15 protein-coding genes and 1 riboswitch are annotated in these 15,618 nt (G+C 72.9%); of the genes, 5 read left to right on the top strand and 10 right to left on the bottom strand.

The window, feature by feature from the left end:
• Positions 1-18 precede the first annotated feature (18 nt).
• A complete protein-coding gene (locus tag JOD49_RS10825) occupies positions 19-1,068 on the bottom strand; it encodes a methylenetetrahydrofolate reductase (RefSeq protein ID WP_205307199.1) in 1,050 nt (349 codons plus the stop codon).
• Between the two features lie 112 nt (positions 1,069-1,180).
• Positions 1,181-1,283: riboswitch (SAM riboswitch) on the bottom strand.
• A gap of 239 nt (positions 1,284-1,522) precedes the next feature.
• Here JOD49_RS10825 and JOD49_RS10820 point away from each other — a divergent pair.
• The 5 genes from JOD49_RS10820 to fdxA all read left to right on the top strand — a co-directional run bounded on the left by JOD49_RS10820 (position 1,523) and on the right by fdxA (position 6,588).
• Positions 1,523-2,743 (top strand): NYN domain-containing protein, encoded by a 1,221-nt coding sequence (locus JOD49_RS10820; RefSeq protein WP_205307198.1) that lies wholly within the window; start codon positions 1,523-1,525, stop codon positions 2,741-2,743.
• 43 nt (positions 2,744-2,786) lie between these two features.
• Positions 2,787-4,388, top strand: a complete 1,602-nt coding sequence (locus JOD49_RS20750) for an outer membrane protein assembly factor BamB family protein (RefSeq protein WP_205307197.1) — start codon at positions 2,787-2,789, stop codon at positions 4,386-4,388.
• Between the two features lie 192 nt (positions 4,389-4,580).
• Positions 4,581-5,222, top strand: a complete 642-nt coding sequence (locus tag JOD49_RS10810) for a lysophospholipid acyltransferase family protein (protein ID WP_205307196.1) — start codon at positions 4,581-4,583, stop codon at positions 5,220-5,222.
• Positions 5,223-5,496: 274 nt separating this feature from the next.
• Positions 5,497-6,123, top strand: coding sequence for a superoxide dismutase (locus tag JOD49_RS10805; RefSeq protein ID WP_205305465.1), 627 nt, complete (start codon positions 5,497-5,499; stop codon positions 6,121-6,123).
• Between the two features lie 147 nt (positions 6,124-6,270).
• Positions 6,271-6,588, top strand: a complete 318-nt coding sequence (fdxA, locus tag JOD49_RS10800) for a ferredoxin (RefSeq protein WP_205307195.1) — start codon at positions 6,271-6,273, stop codon at positions 6,586-6,588.
• Positions 6,589-6,720: 132 nt separating this feature from the next.
• On the opposite strand, the gene JOD49_RS10795 is transcribed toward fdxA, so the two are convergent.
• The 9 genes from JOD49_RS10795 to JOD49_RS10755 form a co-directional block, all read right to left on the bottom strand.
• On the bottom strand, positions 6,721-7,758 hold the full coding sequence (locus JOD49_RS10795) for a hypothetical protein (RefSeq protein WP_205307194.1): 1,038 nt from the start codon (positions 7,756-7,758) through the stop codon (positions 6,721-6,723).
• Between the two features lie 67 nt (positions 7,759-7,825).
• Complete coding sequence (locus JOD49_RS10790) at positions 7,826-8,944, bottom strand: App1 family protein phosphatidate phosphatase (protein ID WP_205307193.1); 1,119 nt, start codon at positions 8,942-8,944, stop codon at positions 7,826-7,828.
• 83 nt (positions 8,945-9,027) lie between these two features.
• Positions 9,028-10,236 carry a hypothetical protein gene (locus JOD49_RS10785; protein WP_205307192.1) on the bottom strand — a complete coding sequence of 403 codons (1,209 nt, stop codon included), beginning with the start codon at positions 10,234-10,236 and terminating at the stop codon, positions 9,028-9,030.
• A gap of 126 nt (positions 10,237-10,362) precedes the next feature.
• On the bottom strand, positions 10,363-11,043 hold the full coding sequence (locus JOD49_RS10780; RefSeq protein WP_307822495.1) for a response regulator: 681 nt from the start codon (positions 11,041-11,043) through the stop codon (positions 10,363-10,365).
• Positions 11,040-12,347 carry a sensor histidine kinase gene (locus tag JOD49_RS10775; protein ID WP_205307191.1) on the bottom strand — a complete coding sequence of 436 codons (1,308 nt, stop codon included), beginning with the start codon at positions 12,345-12,347 and terminating at the stop codon, positions 11,040-11,042. Before JOD49_RS10775 ends, JOD49_RS10780 begins: the two co-directional genes overlap by 4 nt.
• A 142-nt stretch (positions 12,348-12,489) precedes the next feature.
• Positions 12,490-13,935 carry an L-serine ammonia-lyase gene (locus JOD49_RS10770; protein WP_205307190.1) on the bottom strand — a complete coding sequence of 482 codons (1,446 nt, stop codon included), beginning with the start codon at positions 13,933-13,935 and terminating at the stop codon, positions 12,490-12,492.
• A 44-nt stretch (positions 13,936-13,979) separates the two neighbouring features.
• On the bottom strand, positions 13,980-14,660 hold the full coding sequence (locus JOD49_RS10765; protein ID WP_205307189.1) for a DNA-3-methyladenine glycosylase I: 681 nt from the start codon (positions 14,658-14,660) through the stop codon (positions 13,980-13,982).
• Between the two features lie 129 nt (positions 14,661-14,789).
• Positions 14,790-15,113 carry a winged helix-turn-helix domain-containing protein gene (locus JOD49_RS10760; RefSeq protein WP_205307188.1) on the bottom strand — a complete coding sequence of 108 codons (324 nt, stop codon included), beginning with the start codon at positions 15,111-15,113 and terminating at the stop codon, positions 14,790-14,792.
• Positions 15,110-15,562, bottom strand: a complete 453-nt coding sequence (locus JOD49_RS10755) for a hypothetical protein (protein WP_205307187.1) — start codon at positions 15,560-15,562, stop codon at positions 15,110-15,112. Before JOD49_RS10755 ends, JOD49_RS10760 begins: the two co-directional genes overlap by 4 nt.
• Between the last annotated feature and the right edge of the window lie 56 nt (positions 15,563-15,618).

Raw genomic sequence — 15,618 nt, 5'->3', positions numbered from 1 at the left:
TGATTACCTCTGAACTGGTCAGACCGAGGGCCCGCCCAGGGCGGGCTCGGCGGAGGGAAGGGGAGTGCCGGAGACCCACGGCCCGCTGGCCAGGTCGGGGGTGCGGGACGAGACGCTGCTCGCGTCCCCCGCTACCCCACCGCCGAGGTTGACTCCCTCGAGCAGGTCTAGAGCGGCTTGGTGCTTGTTGAACGTGTAGATGTGGAGGCCGGGCGCGCCGGCCGCGAGGACCTGGCGCGCGAGCTCGACCGAGTGCCGGATACCCAGCCTGTGGCGTGCGTCCGGGTCCTGCTCGGCCTCGAGGGCCTCGACGACGCGGCGCGGTGCCGGGACGCCAGTGAGCTCCTCGACGCGTGCGAGGCGGGCCGGGTCCGTCATGGGCAGCAGGCCCGCGAGGATCGGGATGGTCACCCCGGCGGCGCGCGCCTCGGCGACGAAGTCGATGTAGGACGACGCCTCGTAGAAGAGCTGCGTGATCGCGAAGTCCGCTCCGGCCTGCTGCTTCTGCCAGAGGCGGCGCACCTCCTGGGTGCGGCTCGTGCCCGCGGCGAGGTTCCCGTCGGGGAACGTCGCGACCGCGATGGTCAGGGGGCGGGCCGCGCCGCGCAGCGCGACGCTCGGGCTCGCGGCGCAGCGCGCGGCCTCGACCTCGCGCAGCAGGGCCACGAGCTCGGTGCTGGACCGCACGCCGTCCTCGGCGGGGCGCCAGTCGGGCTGGTCGCGCGGAGGGTCCCCGCGCAGGGCGAGGAAGCTGCGCACACCGGCGTCGAGGAAGTCCGTGATGACGTCCTCGACGTCCTCGCGCGAGGCGCCCACGCAGGTCAGGTGCGCGATGGGCAGCACGGGCGTGCCGTGCAGGAGCTGGCTGATGACGCGGCGCGAGGTCTCGCGGTCCGTGCCGGCCGCGCCGTACGTGACCGACACGAAGTCCGGGGACGTCGCGACGAGCCGCCGCGCCGTCTCCCAGAACTTGGGGGCGGCGTCGGGGCGGCGCGGGGGCATGAGCTCGAACGACACCGTGGGTCGCGGTGCCTCGTGCCCGAAGTGCCCCAGGTCGACGATGCTCATCGTGCGACCGCCGGGAGGGGCGTGCCGACGGTGGCCACGAAGGCCGAACGGGTGGTGCGCGGGACCCCGGTACGGTGCGGGGTTGCGCAGAAGGATGCCTCGGTCATGAATCGCTCCATCGAACCTGGCTGTAGCACCCGTACCCGCGGGAGGCTTCCGTTGGGGGGTTGCTGCGGTGTCAACGAGCCAGGACTCTCGACCGCTCTGGATGGTGGTGACGATCGTAGGGGGAATCCATGATGCGAGCCAGTATCTGCTCGAAGCGTGAGACGGAAGGGTCTGGCGTCGGGGAGTCGACTCGTCTCGCGGTGTGCGCGCGCCCCGGCGGACCCTTCGTCGGGCCGACCGGTGTCCTTACAACCTACGCCCGTCTCCCGCCCAGCGGCCTGTGACATACGGGCTGGTCGCCGCGGCGGATGGGCGTTCGGACGACGCGGGCAATACCCTGGCGGATATGGACACCGAAGAACGTCTGGCCGTCTTCCTCGACTACGACAACCTCGCGCTGGGCGCGCGCGACCACCTGGGCGGGATGACCTTCGACTTCAAGCCGATCGCCGACGCGTTGGCCGCGCGCGGCCGTGTCGTCGTCCGCCGTGCCTACGCCGACTGGTCGTACTTCGACGAGGACCGCCGCTCCCTGACCCGTCACCAGGTCGAGCTCATCGAGATGCCCCAGCGCATGGGGGCCTCGCGCAAGAACGCGGCCGACATCAAGATGGTCGTCGACGCGATCGAGATGGCCTTCGAGCGTGAGTACATCTCTACCTTCGTCATGTGTACGGGCGACAGCGACTTCTCCCCCCTCGTGCACAAGCTGCGTGAGCTCAACAAGCGCGTCATCGGGATCGGCGTCGAGAACTCGACGTCCAAGCTGCTGCCGGCGGCGTGCGACGAGTTCCTCTTCTACGACCGCCTCGAGGGCGTCGAGATCCCGGACGAGCCCGTCGAGCGCAAGCGCTCCTCGAACAGCTCGAACCGGAGCGGGACCCGCAAGTCGTACGGCCGCTCCACGGGCTCCTCGGGCTCCTCGGGCAAGGCCGCAGCCGTTCCTGCGCCCGAGGCCGTGACCCCGCCCCCGGCCGCCGACGCCACGGCACCGACCGCCGAGAGCGCGCCCGAGCCGACCTCCGTCCCGCTGGACGTCGAGGCCGAGCTCGAGTCCGCCGTCGGGCACGGGGCCTCCTCGGCCTCCGAGGACGAGGACCTCGCGGTCCTCGTCGCGCAGACCCTCGCGGACCTGTCGAGCTCGTCGAGCGGGGCCGTCGTCGCCTCGACGCTCAAGCGCACGCTGCTCCGCAAGGACCCCACCTTCAGCGAGGCCGACTACGGCTTCCGCAACTTCGGCGAGTTCCTGCGCTACCTCGAGGAGCGCGGCGTCGTACAGCTCAGCGCGGGCCCCGCGACGGGCGACCCCGAGGTCTCGCTGCCCGAGCGCGGGCACGCCGGGGACGACTTCGCGCTGCTGCGCACGGTCGTGGGCGAGCAGGGCGACTCGGTGCCCCTGTCCGGCCTCAAGAACCAGCTCCGCAAGAAGCGCCCCGACTTCAGCGAGAAGGCGCTCGGCTACCGCAGCTTCCTCCAGTTCTGCAAGGCCGCGCAGACCGCGGGCGCGATCGACCTGCGCTGGGACGACGACGCCGACGACTACCTCGTGTCGGTCGCGACGCGCTGAACCTCCGTCCCGTGAGGGCACGCCCGGCCGCTAGGCTCCGGGCGTGCCCTTTCGCCGACGAGAGCAACCCCGCCAGATCGCCTTCGATGCGGTCGACGACCTGGACGACGTCGACGACCAGCGGGGACCGAGGCAGGGGACACCGGGCCTGCCCGGCGACCGCCTGGGAGACCACGGCACATCCCTGCCCGACGACGTGGCGCGACCGGCAGCGGACGCCGCCCCCGGCGCCCCGGACGAGCAGGTGGCGGCGGATCCGGTTCGCGACGGTTCGGACCCTGGGGGCGGGCTCATCGCGCCCGGGGTCCGGAAGCGGCGGCGCCTGCTCGTCGGGGGCGTCGCGGCCGGGCTGGTGCTCGTGCTCGGCGGCCTGACCCTCGTCGACGTCGTCCGCACTCGACAGGCAGAGGCGTTGTTGCGGGCCGCTCCTGGCGGGGTCGTCGGGCTGACGCAGCCGCCCGACGAGGTCTGGAGCATCGACACCGGCGAGGCCTGGACGAGGCTGGCCGGCGACCGCCTCCTGGTGGCGGGCGACGGAGAGCTGGTCGCCCACGACCTGACGTCGGGAGAGGAGGTCTGGCGGCGGGCGGACCTCGGACGGAGCCGTTGCGGCGCCTTCGTCGCGCGCTCCGGCGAGGCCGCAGCCCTGTCGACCATCACGTGCCTCAGCGGCGGGAGCCTGGAAGAGCTCGTGCCGTCGCACCCCACCAGGCCGCCGACGACGGTCTCCGTGCTCGGGCTGGACGGCAGGACGCTCTCCGAGCGGGCGCTCGACGTCTCCCGCGGCCACGCGGAGGTGCTCACGGACGGCGACGTCGTGAGGGCGATCCGGGAGGACCGGGGGCTCGTCGTCACCGTCGAGGACGCGCGCACCGGAGACGTGCGCTGGACGCACCTCGTCCCGGTCGAGGACACCGGGGGCGACGGGACCTGCGAGACCTCCTGGAACGGCGCGATGGTCGACGACCGGGAGTCCGTGTACTTCTACGACCTGGCGGGCGCGATCTCGGTCGGGGGATGCCGGGTGGGTGCCACGTTCTCTCCGGGGGGAGACGTGCTGTCGTCCGGGGACGACGCGTACGTCGAGGGCCTGGCCGACGGCCGGTTCACCAGGACGGCGAGCGACGGGGTGGGGGCGGACGTCCTGGACGCGGAGGGCGAGGTGCTCCTGCGCGGCGTGAGCGAGGTCCTCGAGCCGCTCGCCACGGACGGCACCGCGCCACCTCTGCTGTTCGTCCGGCCGGGCTCCGGGCTCGCCGCCCTCGCCGAGGACGGGCACGAGGTCTGGGCCTTCCCGCGGTACACCGCGCAGGTCCTGCTCACGACACGGGACATGACCGTCGTCGCCACCTTCCCCGGGGCCGTGGCGATCGACAACGTCACGGGTGAGGAGCTGTGGACGTGGCGGGCCTCGGAGCGCGGCGGGTCGTCGAGCAGCGACGTGTCCGCGGTCTTCGCGGGACACGGGTCGCTGACCGTCGTGCTGGGGACGCAGCCGGGTTCCGGGGCGCGATGGTCCTCGATCGACCTGGCCGACGGCAGCACGCGATGGGAGGAGCCGCTCACCGTCGACCCCTACGGCTTCGTCGCGGTCGGCGGGAGGCTCCTCGCGGTCGACGGGCCGCGGATCCTGCGCTTCGGGTGAGCCGGTCTCGTGACAGGCGGGCCGGGCGACGGCCCGCACGGTCGCAGAGGCCGTGCGCAACGAACCACCGTGCGTGAACATCCGTGCACGGGCCTGGGTTCTCCCCGGCGAACTGGGCTCTTCCGCAGGGTCGTGCGCGTAGACCGGGGCCCCGCCGTCGGGCCCGGCTGCACGTCGGTGCACAATGTACGGATGACGTACCGGGTGCTGAAGCTGATCCTGTCGCTCCTGGCCTTCACGCTGCTGAGGCCACGGGTGACCGGACTCAACAACATCCCTCGCCGCGGGCCCGTCATCCTGGCGAGCAACCACCTGTCGTTCGTGGACTCGCTCCTGATCCCCATCGTCGCTCCGCGCCACGTCACGTTCCTCGCCAAGGCCGAGTACTTCACGGGCACGGGGCTCAAGGGCCGCATCTCCCGCTGGTTCTTCACGACTCTCGGCCACATCCCCGTGCAGCGCGACGACCCGCGCGCCGGGCAGCGCTCGCTCGAGGACGCGCTCGAGGTGCTCAACCGTGGTGGAGCGTTCGGGATCTACCCCGAGGGGACGCGGTCGCGCGACGGCAAGCTCCACAAGGGACACACGGGCGTCGCGTGGCTCGCGCTCGCCGGCCACGCCCCGATCGTGCCCGTCGCGATCAAGGGCACCGACAAGGTCCAACCCGTGGGGTCGCGGATCCCGCGCATCCACCGTGTGACGGTCGAGTTCGGGGCTCCCATCGAGCCTGCACGCCAGATCACGTCGGGCAAGCCCGCGCAGGCGCGCCGTGAGCTCACCGAGCAGGTCATGGACTCGATCCACGCGATGAGCGGGCAGCAGCGCGCGAGCTGACCACCGGTCGGCCTGCCGGCCGGCGAACCCGAGGTTCGCCAGGCAGCAGGACGGGCCGGCTCGACCGGCCTCGGGTTCGGCGCCTCGAGCCTCCCGCTCGTGAGAAGGACGTGCAGGACCTGCGCGGTCGTGATGTGCTCGGGGGAGGGTCACGTGGCCCAGGGATCGCGCCACGACGGGTCCGCCCGTCACCGCCGCGCCCCGAGGGCGTCCGACTTGACCTCAACCACGGTTGAGGTCCTAGCGTGACCGACACCGATCGAGAGGACTCACCATGGCTGTCTACACCCTTCCCGAGCTGTCGTACGACTACGGCGCACTCGAGCCCCACATCTCCGGCCGCATCATGGAGCTGCACCACTCCAAGCACCACCAGGCCTACGTGACCGGCGCCAACACCGCGCTCGACAAGCTCGCCGAGGCCCGCGACTCGGGCGACCTCGCCGCGGTCAACCTCCACGAGAAGAACCTCGCGTTCAACCTCGGCGGCCACGTCAACCACTCCGCGTTCTGGACCAACCTCTCCCCCGAGGGCGGCGGCGAGCCCACCGGCGACATCGCCGCAGCCATCGCCGAGGACTTCGGCTCGTTCGAGAAGTTCAAGAAGCACTTCGCCGCCGTCGCCGCAGGCGTCCAGGGCTCGGGCTGGGCCATCCTCGCCTGGGACACCCTCGGCAAGAAGCTCATCATCGTCCAGCTCTACGACCAGCAGGGCAACATCGCCCTGGGCCTGGTCCCGATCGTCCTGCTCGACGTCTGGGAGCACGCCTACTACCTCGACTACCAGAACGTGCGCGCCGACTACGTCACCGCCTGGTGGAACCTCGTCAACTGGGCCGACGCCGACGCACGCCTCGCACGCGCCCGCACCCAGGGCGAAGGCCTCATCATCCCCGCCTGACCCTCGTGACCGGTGCCGGGCGCCGCGCGCCCGGTACGACGAGACCCGCGTGAACGGGAAAGGCCCCGGCACTGCGGCGCGCACCTTGCGCGACGCTGCCGGGGCCTTCCTGCGGGCAGCCAGAACCCTCCAGAAAGGTGGTCCGCCGTGACCTATGTGATCGCTCAGCCTTGTGTGGACGTGAAGGACAAGGCGTGCATCGAGGAGTGTCCGGTGGACTGCATCTACGAGGGCAAGCGGTCGTTGTACATCCATCCGGACGAGTGCGTGGACTGTGGTGCGTGCGAGCCTGTGTGTCCGGTGGAGGCGATCTACTACGAGGACGACGTGCCCTCGGAGTGGAGCGACTACTACCGGGCGAACGTGGAGTTCTTCGATGATCTGGGGTCGCCGGGTGGTGCGGCGAAGATGGGCATGATCGAGAAGGACGACCCGATGATCGCGGCCCTGTCCCCGCAGGCCTGAGCGGCGCGCGCCACTCGCCACGCGCCACGCGCCACGCGCTGCGCGGCGCAGGCCGGCTGTCGAGAACGTGCTGGGGGCCGTCATCCACCGGATGACGGCCCCCAGCACGTTCTCGGCCGTTCTCGGCCGTTCTCAGCCCTGCGGCTCGACCGGGCCGCCCGGGTCCGAGCCGCCCGCGACGAGGTCGCCGCAGCTCGTCTCCTGCGCGGTGACGACGACGGGGTCGGTCGCCGCAGCGCTCTCGGCGACGGTCTCCGCCTGACCGTTCGTGGCGTTCCGCGCGTCCGCGTCGAGGTCGACGAACGTCCGCTCGACGGTGTAGGTCGAGCCGTCGGCCGAGGTCGCGTTCAGTCCGGCCAGGCGCAGCACGCCGTCCACGGCAGTGCAGCCGACCCCCGTCCCGAAGCCGCTGAACCCCTTGTCGAACGTGTACGGCTGGCCCTGGGCGTTCTGCGTCACGGTCACGGCGCAGTCCGCGACGGAGAACAGCAGGACCTCGCGTCCCAGGTCGACGAGCGCGATCGGCGCCTCGCCGTCGCCCGCCGCGACGAGGTTGACGATCGCGCTCGCCGGGACGGGGCTCGCCGAGGTCACGGGAGCGGAGAACGTCGCCCCGGACGCCGTGGTGATGCCGAACGTCCGGTCGGCGCCCCCGGTCAGCCAGGCGGTGTCGGGGCGTCCGTCACCGTCGACGTCGAGGATCTGGTGCGTGCCCGCGCCCGCGGGGGTACCCGCCTCGGTCGCGGGACAGCCCGCGGAGGGCGGGGCCGTGGTGGTCGTCGGCTCGGGGGTCGGCTCGGAGGGGCTCGGCGAGGTCACGGTGGCCGACGGCGTCGGGGCGGGCGAGGCGGCGGCGTCGCCGTCCGCGTCGCCACGGGTCGCGAGCCAGATGCCGACCGCCACGATCGCGAGGAGCACCAGCCCGCCCAGCGCCCACCACCAGGCGCGGTTGCCCGGGGGCTCGGTCGGGCCTCCGGGCGGCGGCTCGCCGGGTCCGCCGGGCGGCGTCGAGGCTCCCGTGGCGGAGAACGGGTCCGCTGCGTTCGGGATGGGTTCGGCGGGTGGGACGCTCCCCCCGGTGATGCCGCCCGGCGCCGGGAAGGTGGGCCTGATCGGTTCCGTGGGGTCCCGGTCGCCTGCTGGGCCTGGTCGCTCCTTGTCGTCGGTCATGCCTCCAGCGAAACATCTCGTGACGGACGGGGCATCCCGGACGTCCCGAGCCCCGTCCCGGCCGGGCTCAGCGCAGGGCGCGCCCGAGCGCGCGAGCGAGCGCTCCGCCGTCGGGCCCGCCTGCCGTGGGGACGCCGTGCGCCGGGCGCCGGGTGCGGCGCGTGCCCGGCGCGGCCACCGTGCCGAGGAAGGTCCCGCCGTTCCTGCCCGACGACGGCGCGGGAGGTTCGTGGGCGAGGATCTTCTGCGCGGGGCTGAGCTGGCGGATGCCGATCGCGGCGACGTGCGTCGGATGGCGTGTCGCGGCCGCGTCGTAGATCTCGGGGTCGTGCTGGCCGTCGTCGCCGAGCAGCAGCCAGCCGACGTCGGGCAGCTCGCGCACGAGCCGGTCGATCGCGTTGCCCTTGTGCTCCTGCCCGCTGCGGAACCAGCCCGTCGCGGTGGGACCCCAGTCGGTCAGGAGGAGAGCCCCGGGCGGGAAGCCGTTGCGGTCGAGGAAGCGCTCCAGGTTCCCCGCGGAGTTCCACGCCCCGTTGGACAGGTACACGAAGGGTGCGTCCGGATGTACAGAGGCGATGCCCTGGTACAGGTCGGCCATGCCGGGCACCGGGCGCCGCTCGCTCGCGTGCAGCCCGAACGTGTTCCACACCGCGCGCAGCAGGCTGGGGACCATGGTGATCATGACCGTGTCGTCGATGTCGCTGATGACGCCCAGGCGCCGCCCCGGCCCGACCACGAAGACCCGCGCCGTCGCGACCGCTCCGCTCGCCGTGGCGAGCTGGACGTCGTGCCACCCCGGGGAGAGCGCGACGTCCAGCATCCCGTCCACGTACCCGTCGCGGTCGGCGGGCAGGTCCGTCACCAGTCGTTCCTCCTTGCCCGCGTCGTCGGTCCGCGTGACCGACGCGCGGACCACCTCGCCCGGCGCCGAGACCGTGAGGTAGTTGCGCCAGCCGCGCCGGTTCCACACCAGGTCCGTCCGGCGGTGCGGGCGGCTCAGCAGGACCCGCGCCAGCACGCGCACCGACCCCTCGTTGCCGTAGCCGACGTACGCCTCGATGCGCGGGGTCCAGCCCCGGGCCCGTAGGAACCGCACCGCCGCTGCGCGGATGCGGTCCTCGAGCCGTGCCGAGAGGTGCAGCCGCTGGGCCGGAGGAATCGGGGACGGGAGGTGCGTCTGGTGCATGGGATCCGCTCGTCGAAGGTGCTGGTCTCCCACCTTGGCACAAGGACGCGAGGTTCATCGGCTGAACGGGAAGAAACCGCTGGTCAGGACGTGCGGCCGCAGACGCGGCACGTGCCGCGGCGCCGGGTCGCGTACGCGGCCGTCGCGACCCCGAGTGCCACGCTCCACAGGGGCCAGAGCACACCAGGACCGAACGCAGCCCAGTTGCCGACGACCTCTGACGGGGACATCTCCAGCAGACCCTTGATCATCGAGAGGCCGGCCGGAAGGATCGCGACCGTGACGACCGAGGCGGGAACGACCGCGAGCGCGACCGGGACCCGTCGTCCGGCAAGGCCTGGGATCCAGCGAGGGAAGACCTCACCCCACCGTTGCACGAGGCCGAGAGTCAGCACGGCACCGACCAGGGCGAAGAGCGAGAGCCCCACGGCGGGGGCGACCAGCTCGCCCGCGTCCTGCGCGTACATCTCGGGATCGAGCCCGAGCGGATACCCCAGGACCCAGATCAACCGGGTGACGGCATACAGGGACGGGATGATCGCTGCGACGACCACGGCAGGCCGACCCCAGGCCACGAGGCCCGACGGCGCCGCCCGGGTCTCCCCGGCCGGTGCCGGTGCGTGGTGGTCGGCCGGAGGGTCCAGGCGTCCGCAGACCTCGCACGCCCCGCTGCTGCGCCGGACGAAGAGCGCGGTCGTGACCGCGAGGAGGACCAGGGCGCCGAGCACGCCGAGCTGGAGCAGGAACGCCGGCGCGACGTACTGGTCCGCGGCCCCTGCGAGCGCTGGATCGAACGGGGCCCGGACGAGGACCACCGGGAGGTACCCCATCCGGGCGAGAAGGCTGGTGTCGGTGAACACGATGCCGGCGGCCGCGGCGAGCCCGGAGACCATGACTGCTGCAGCGCGTACCCGGCGCGTCGTCGGCCGGTCGGCGCGAGTCGTCATCCAGGTCGCGTGCGCTGCCCCGACCAGTCCGAGAGTCGCGAGGACCGCGGTCAGGCTGCTGCTCGGGACGGAGTCGACGATCGTCCCCGCAGCGTCCGGTGTCGACGCCCCGACGGGCAGGTTCCGCCCCGTGAGGACGGCGACGAGGGCCGTGAGTGCCCCGGCGGTCCACCACGCGATCGTCACCCGAGGGACCCAGCGCGGCCACCGCGGTGGCACCGCCCGGCGCCCGTCGTGCGGGGTGCGCGACGCCCCGGTGCCCTCGGAGGGACGGTCCACCTGGGGGGCCCGGGTACCCGGTCGAGCGGTGGTCGCCGTGCCGCCCGTCATGTCGATGTCTTCCACGGTCTCTCCTCGGGGAGGGTCGCCGGCTGTCTCCGGCGAGCTGTCCCCCCAGGCTTGCCGTCCGTGGCCGGGCACGGATCACCCGCGACGGTGAGCGGGGTCCCCCGTGCGGGGGAGCGCCACCGGCTAGAGGGCGGGGCGGACGAACCCCGACTCGTAGGCCGCGACCACGGCCTGCGTCCGGTCGCGGACCCCGAGCTTGCCCAGCAGGTTTCCCACGTGGGTGCGGACGGTCTCCACCCCGAGGAACAGCTCGTTCGCGATCTCCTGGTTGGACCTCCCGGTGGCCATGAGCCGCAGGACCTCGCCCTCGCGCTCGGAGAGCCGGGCCGAGCGCAGGGCGTCCCCGCGAGCGGGGTGCGCAGTCGCGAGCCGGCGGACCGCGTCGGGGAAGAGCAGCGACTCCCCGAGCGCCACGACGCGCACCGCCTGGGCCAGGTCCTGCGGGCGCGCCCGTTTGAGGAGGAAGCCGTGAGCGCCGGCACGTAGCGCGTCGAGGACGTGGTCGTCGTGCTCGAAGGTCGTCATGACCAGGACCCGGGGAGCGGGGTCGCGGGCGACGATCGCCCGGGTCGCAGCGATCCCGTCGACCCGCGGCATGCGGACGTCGAGGAGCACGACGTCGGGTCGGGTCGCCGCGACGGCCCCCGGCACCTCGGTACCGTCCGCGGCTTCCCCGACCACCTCGATGTCGGGCTCGGCGCCGAGGATCACGCGCAGCCCGGCCCGCACGAGCGGCTCGTCGTCGACGACCAGGACGCGCACCACGTCGGGTCCCTCGGCCGCGGGCAGCCCGCCCGGGCTCACGAGCTCGTCCCCCGCGTCCCCGGCTCGTCCGCCACGACGGGCCACGACGCGCGCACGACCCACGCTCCGCCGTCGGGCCCCGCGACGAGCGTGCCGCCGAGAGCCGTCACGCGCTCACGCATGCCGGCCAGGCCGTGACCACGCCGCTCCTCCGCCACCCGCGGCCCGGGCGGCAACGGGTTCCGGACCTCGATGCCGAAGTCGGTGGAGCGCACGACCCGGACCGCGACCGGAGCCCCCGGAGCGTGCCGCAGCGCGTTGGTGAGGGACTCCTGGGCCACCCGGTAGACCTCGCGGACCACCTCGTCCGGCGCCCGCCCCACGTCCCCCACGAGGTCCAGCGTGACGTCCGCCCCCGCCTGTCGGGCGCGTTCGACGAGGGTCGTGAGGTCGTCGTCCTCGAGTGACGTCTCGCGCTCCGGCAGAGGGACCGACCCGGGGCTGCGAAGACGCCGCAGCAGGTCGTCCAGCTCGGCCATGGCGTGTCGACCCGTCTCCTCGATGGCTGCGAGCGAACGGCGGGTGGCCACAGGGTCGGACTCCACGGTCCGCGCCGCGGCCGCAGCCTGCAGCACGGTGATCGTCAGGGCGTGGCCCACCCCGTCGTGCACGTCCTGCGCGAGGCGGTTGCGTGCGACCAGACGTGCAGTCTGTGCCTCGAGCTCGGCGATCCGCTCGCTCTGGTCGGGGCCCAGCAGCACCGGCGCCGCCGAGCGCAGCACCGCCCGTGCCCCGACCACGACGTAGGGCAGGGCGACGACGACGAGGACCGCGAGCAGGAGACGCACGGGCGGGTGCGCGAGCCACGCGGGCAGCCAACCGGGTTCGACGGCGGACCGCGTGCCGACCACCGAGAGCAGGAGGTCGAGCACGAGCGGGACGACGACCAGCAGCGAGACGACCACGACCAGACCGAGCACGAGATGGAGAGCGAACCACGCCGCACCCCGCCACCGAGCCGCGGGGCGGGGTCGGTCCGACGGGGTCTGGACGTCGACGTCGAGCAGCGTGCGCGCCGCGAGCACCTCGACGGTCCGGACCGGGGCGAGGAAGGGCGGCGCCACGGCGAGCGTCGTCGCCACGACGGCGAGGGCCGCGGTCGTGGGGGTCGCGGTCCGCGGGTCCGCGAACATCTGCGCGAACCCCTCGATCAGCAGCCCGTACGCTCCGGCGACGAGCCCTCCGACGACCAGGAACACTCCCGCCCTGACCGTGGCCCCGGACGTCAGGGGCGCGACGACGGCGCGCAGCGCGACGCGTGGTCTCGATGCGGCACGAGCTGCCTCGGGGGACGAGCCGGACATCTCGCCATCATGTCAGCCGTCGGACCGCGCCGCTCCTGGGGACCAGGGCACGGTCGGCTGTGTCAGGTCGCGGTGGGACGGACCGCTCGTCAGCACTCGATGACCCGGACCGCTCGTCGGCACTCGACGACGTCGACCGCTTTCAGCACTCGATGACGTTGACCGCGAGGCCGCCCGTCGACGTCTCCTTGTACTTGGTCGACATGTCGAGGCCCGTCTGGCGCATGGTCTCGATCACGGTGTCGAGCGAGACGACGTGCGCGCCGTCGCCCTGGAGGGCGAGCTTGGCGGCCGAGACCGCGGTACAGGCCGCGATCGCGTTCCGCTCGATGCACGGGACCTGGACGAGCCCGCCCACCGGGTCGCACGTGAGGCCGAGGTTGTGCTCCATCGCGATCTCCGCGGCGTTCTCGACCTGGGCCGGGGTGCCGCCGAGCATCGCGCAGATGGCGCCCGCGGCCATGGAGCACGCCGAGCCGACCTCCCCCTGGCACCCGGCCTCCGCGCCGGAGATCGAGGCGTTGCGCTTGTACAGCGCGCCGATCGCGCCTGCGGTGAGCAGGTAGGTGCGCATGGCCTGGCGCGTGGCCTCCTCGTCGGCCGAGAGGTCCGGGTGGATGCGCAGGAAGTGCCGACCGACGGCCGGGATGATCCCGGCCGCACCGTTGGTGGGGGCAGTGACGACGCGGCGTGCGTCGGCGTTCTCCTCGTTGACCGCCATGGCGTACGCCTGGAGCCACTCGATCGACAGGTCGGAGGCGCCGTCGGCCTCCGCGGCCTCGAGCTTCTCGCGCTGGGCCCGCGCCCGACGGCGGACCTTGAGCCTCCCCGGGAGCATGCCGCGGCGGTCGAGGCCCGCGTCCACGCACTCGCTCATGGTGCGCCAGATCCGGTCGAGCCCCGCCCCGACCTCCGCGGCCGGGCGCAGCGACACCTCGTTCTCCCACGCGGTCTCGGCGATGCTGCGCCCTTCGAGCGTGCAGGACGCGAGGAGCTCGGCCGCGTTGGCGAACGGGTGTGGGACGTCCGAGGGCTCGGTCGCGGGGTCGATCGGTGCGCCCGCGAGCTCGGCCGCGTGCTGAGCCTCCTCGTTCGCGGCGGCGGCCTCGAGCTCCTGCTCCGTGAGGACGAATCCGCCGCCGACCGAGTAGTACACCTGCTCCGCGACGACGCCACCGTCGACGTCGAAGGCCGTGAACCGCATGCCGTTGGGGTGGCCGGGCAACCGGGTGAGCGGTGCGAGGCGGACGTCGGCGGTCGCCATGGTCACGACCCGGCGGCCGAGCAGCCGGACCTCGTGGCCGTCGCCCAGGCGCTCCCAGCTCCCCGGGACGTCGTCGGGGTCGCACGTCTCCGGGTCGAGCCCGCGCAGGCCCGCGACGACCGCGTCCGGCGTCCCGTGGCCGATCCCCGTCGCACCGAGCGAGCCGCACAGCACGACCTTGACCGCGGTGACCTGGTCGAGCGTCCCTTGCTCGTCGAGCAGGCGCGCGAAGGTCGTCGCTGCGCGCATGGGGCCGACGGTGTGGGAGCTCGAGGGTCCGATGCCGACCGAGAAGAGGTCGAGGACGCTGACGTACGAGGACATGGTCCTCATGATCGCATCCCGTCTCAGAAGATGGAACCGTTCTGCTATAGCAAAGGCTCGCCGGTCACGACCGGGCACGTCGCCAGGTGGTCGTCCACGAGCCCGCACGCCTGCATCGCCGCGTAGGCCGTCGTCGGGCCGATGAAGCGGAAACCCTCCTTCTTGAGGGCCTTGGCCAGGGCGACCGACTCGGGGGTGCTGGCCGCGAGGTCCGCGAAGGTCGCGGGACGTGGGCGATCGAGGGGAGTGCCGCCGTCGGGCGCGCGTGAACCCCCCGGGGCGAACGACCAGACGAGCTCGTCGAGCGTCCTGCCCTGCTCGTGCAGCGCGAGCAGGGCACGCGCGTTGGAGATCGTGGCCTCGATCTTCATCCGGTTGCGGATGATCGAGGCGTCCTGGAGCAGGCGCTCGACGTCCTCCTCGGAGAACTGCGCGACGACCTCCGGGTCGAAGCCGGCGAACGCCTCACGGAACGCGGGGCGCTTGCGCAGCACGGTGATCCACGCGAGGCCCGACTGGAAGGCCTCGAGCGCCAGCCGCTCGAACAGCGCCTCGTCCCCGTGGACGGGGACCCCCCACTCGGTGTCGTGGTACGCCTCGTAGAGCGGGTCGCCGTCGCCGAAGCAGCGGGCGCCCGCGGGGGGAGAGACGGGCGAGTCGGCCGGCGCGGCGAGCGGTGCCGTGGGGTCGGGGACGTGCTGGCCGGTGGCCTCGGTCGTGGTCATGGCGCCCACTCTTCCGCACGGCACCCACGCGTGGTGTGCGGCGCGGTCGCCCTGTGTGTTCGCGGCCCGCCGGAGTGCCTGTGCACGGCTCGCATCCCCGGGTCCTGGGGATGTCCACAGCCCTGTGGATCAGGCGTCGGTGACCGTCGGGAGCTGCTGCTCGGCGATCGCACGCAACGCCTGGAGGTGTGCGGTGAGCGCGGCGCGCCCGGCAGGCGTGAGCGCTGCCCACGTCCGCGGGCGTCGGCCCACGCGGTCCTTGGTGATCTCGACGTAGCCTGCGTCCTCGAGCACCGTGAGCTGCTTGGAGAGCGTCGAGTCGGACACCTCGATCGCGTCGCGCAACGACCTGAAGTCGGCCTTCTCGACCCCGGCGAGCGCCGCGACGACCGAGAGCCGGACGGGGGAGTGGATGACGTCGTCGAGCCGGTGGCGGGGGTGCGTCTCGGTCATCGCACCTGCTCCTCGCGACGAGGCCACAGGGCGGCGACGAGCATCGGGAGTGCGGTAGCCAGTGCGGCGGGGAGCCAGTAGCCCAGGTTGCCTGCCTGCCCGGGCAGGCCGAGGGTGAGCGCCGCGCCGTAGAGGACGGCCCAGAGGAGGACGGCGAGCAGGTAGCGGCCGTTCAGGCTGCGCGCCCGGATGCCCTGGCGGGCGGCCCAGATCGCGACCGTGCCGGCGAAGAGCGGGCCGATCAGGGAGCCGACGACGATCCCCGGAACGCCCCCGAGGCCGACGAGCAGTACGACGGTGATCGTCATGGCGGCCCAGGCGAGGAGCAGGCTCTGGACCCAGCGGTGCCCGATGCCCGCTGTCGCCGCGGTGCTCCGGGTTGCGAGGTCGAGTGCGGCAGTGGCCTCCCGGGGGGTGGGGGCGGCGAGGGAGGGTGCGTCGTTGCTCATGGTGTCCATCGAAGCACCTACTTTCCTGGTTGGCAAGTAGGTGTCAGGTGGGCAAC

Origin of the sequence: Oerskovia jenensis (genome assembly GCF_016907235.1) — a bacterium.
In the GTDB taxonomy this organism is placed as follows: Bacteria; Actinomycetota; Actinomycetes; order Actinomycetales; family Cellulomonadaceae; genus Oerskovia; species Oerskovia jenensis.
This window is presented reverse-complemented; position numbering and strand designations above follow the sequence as displayed.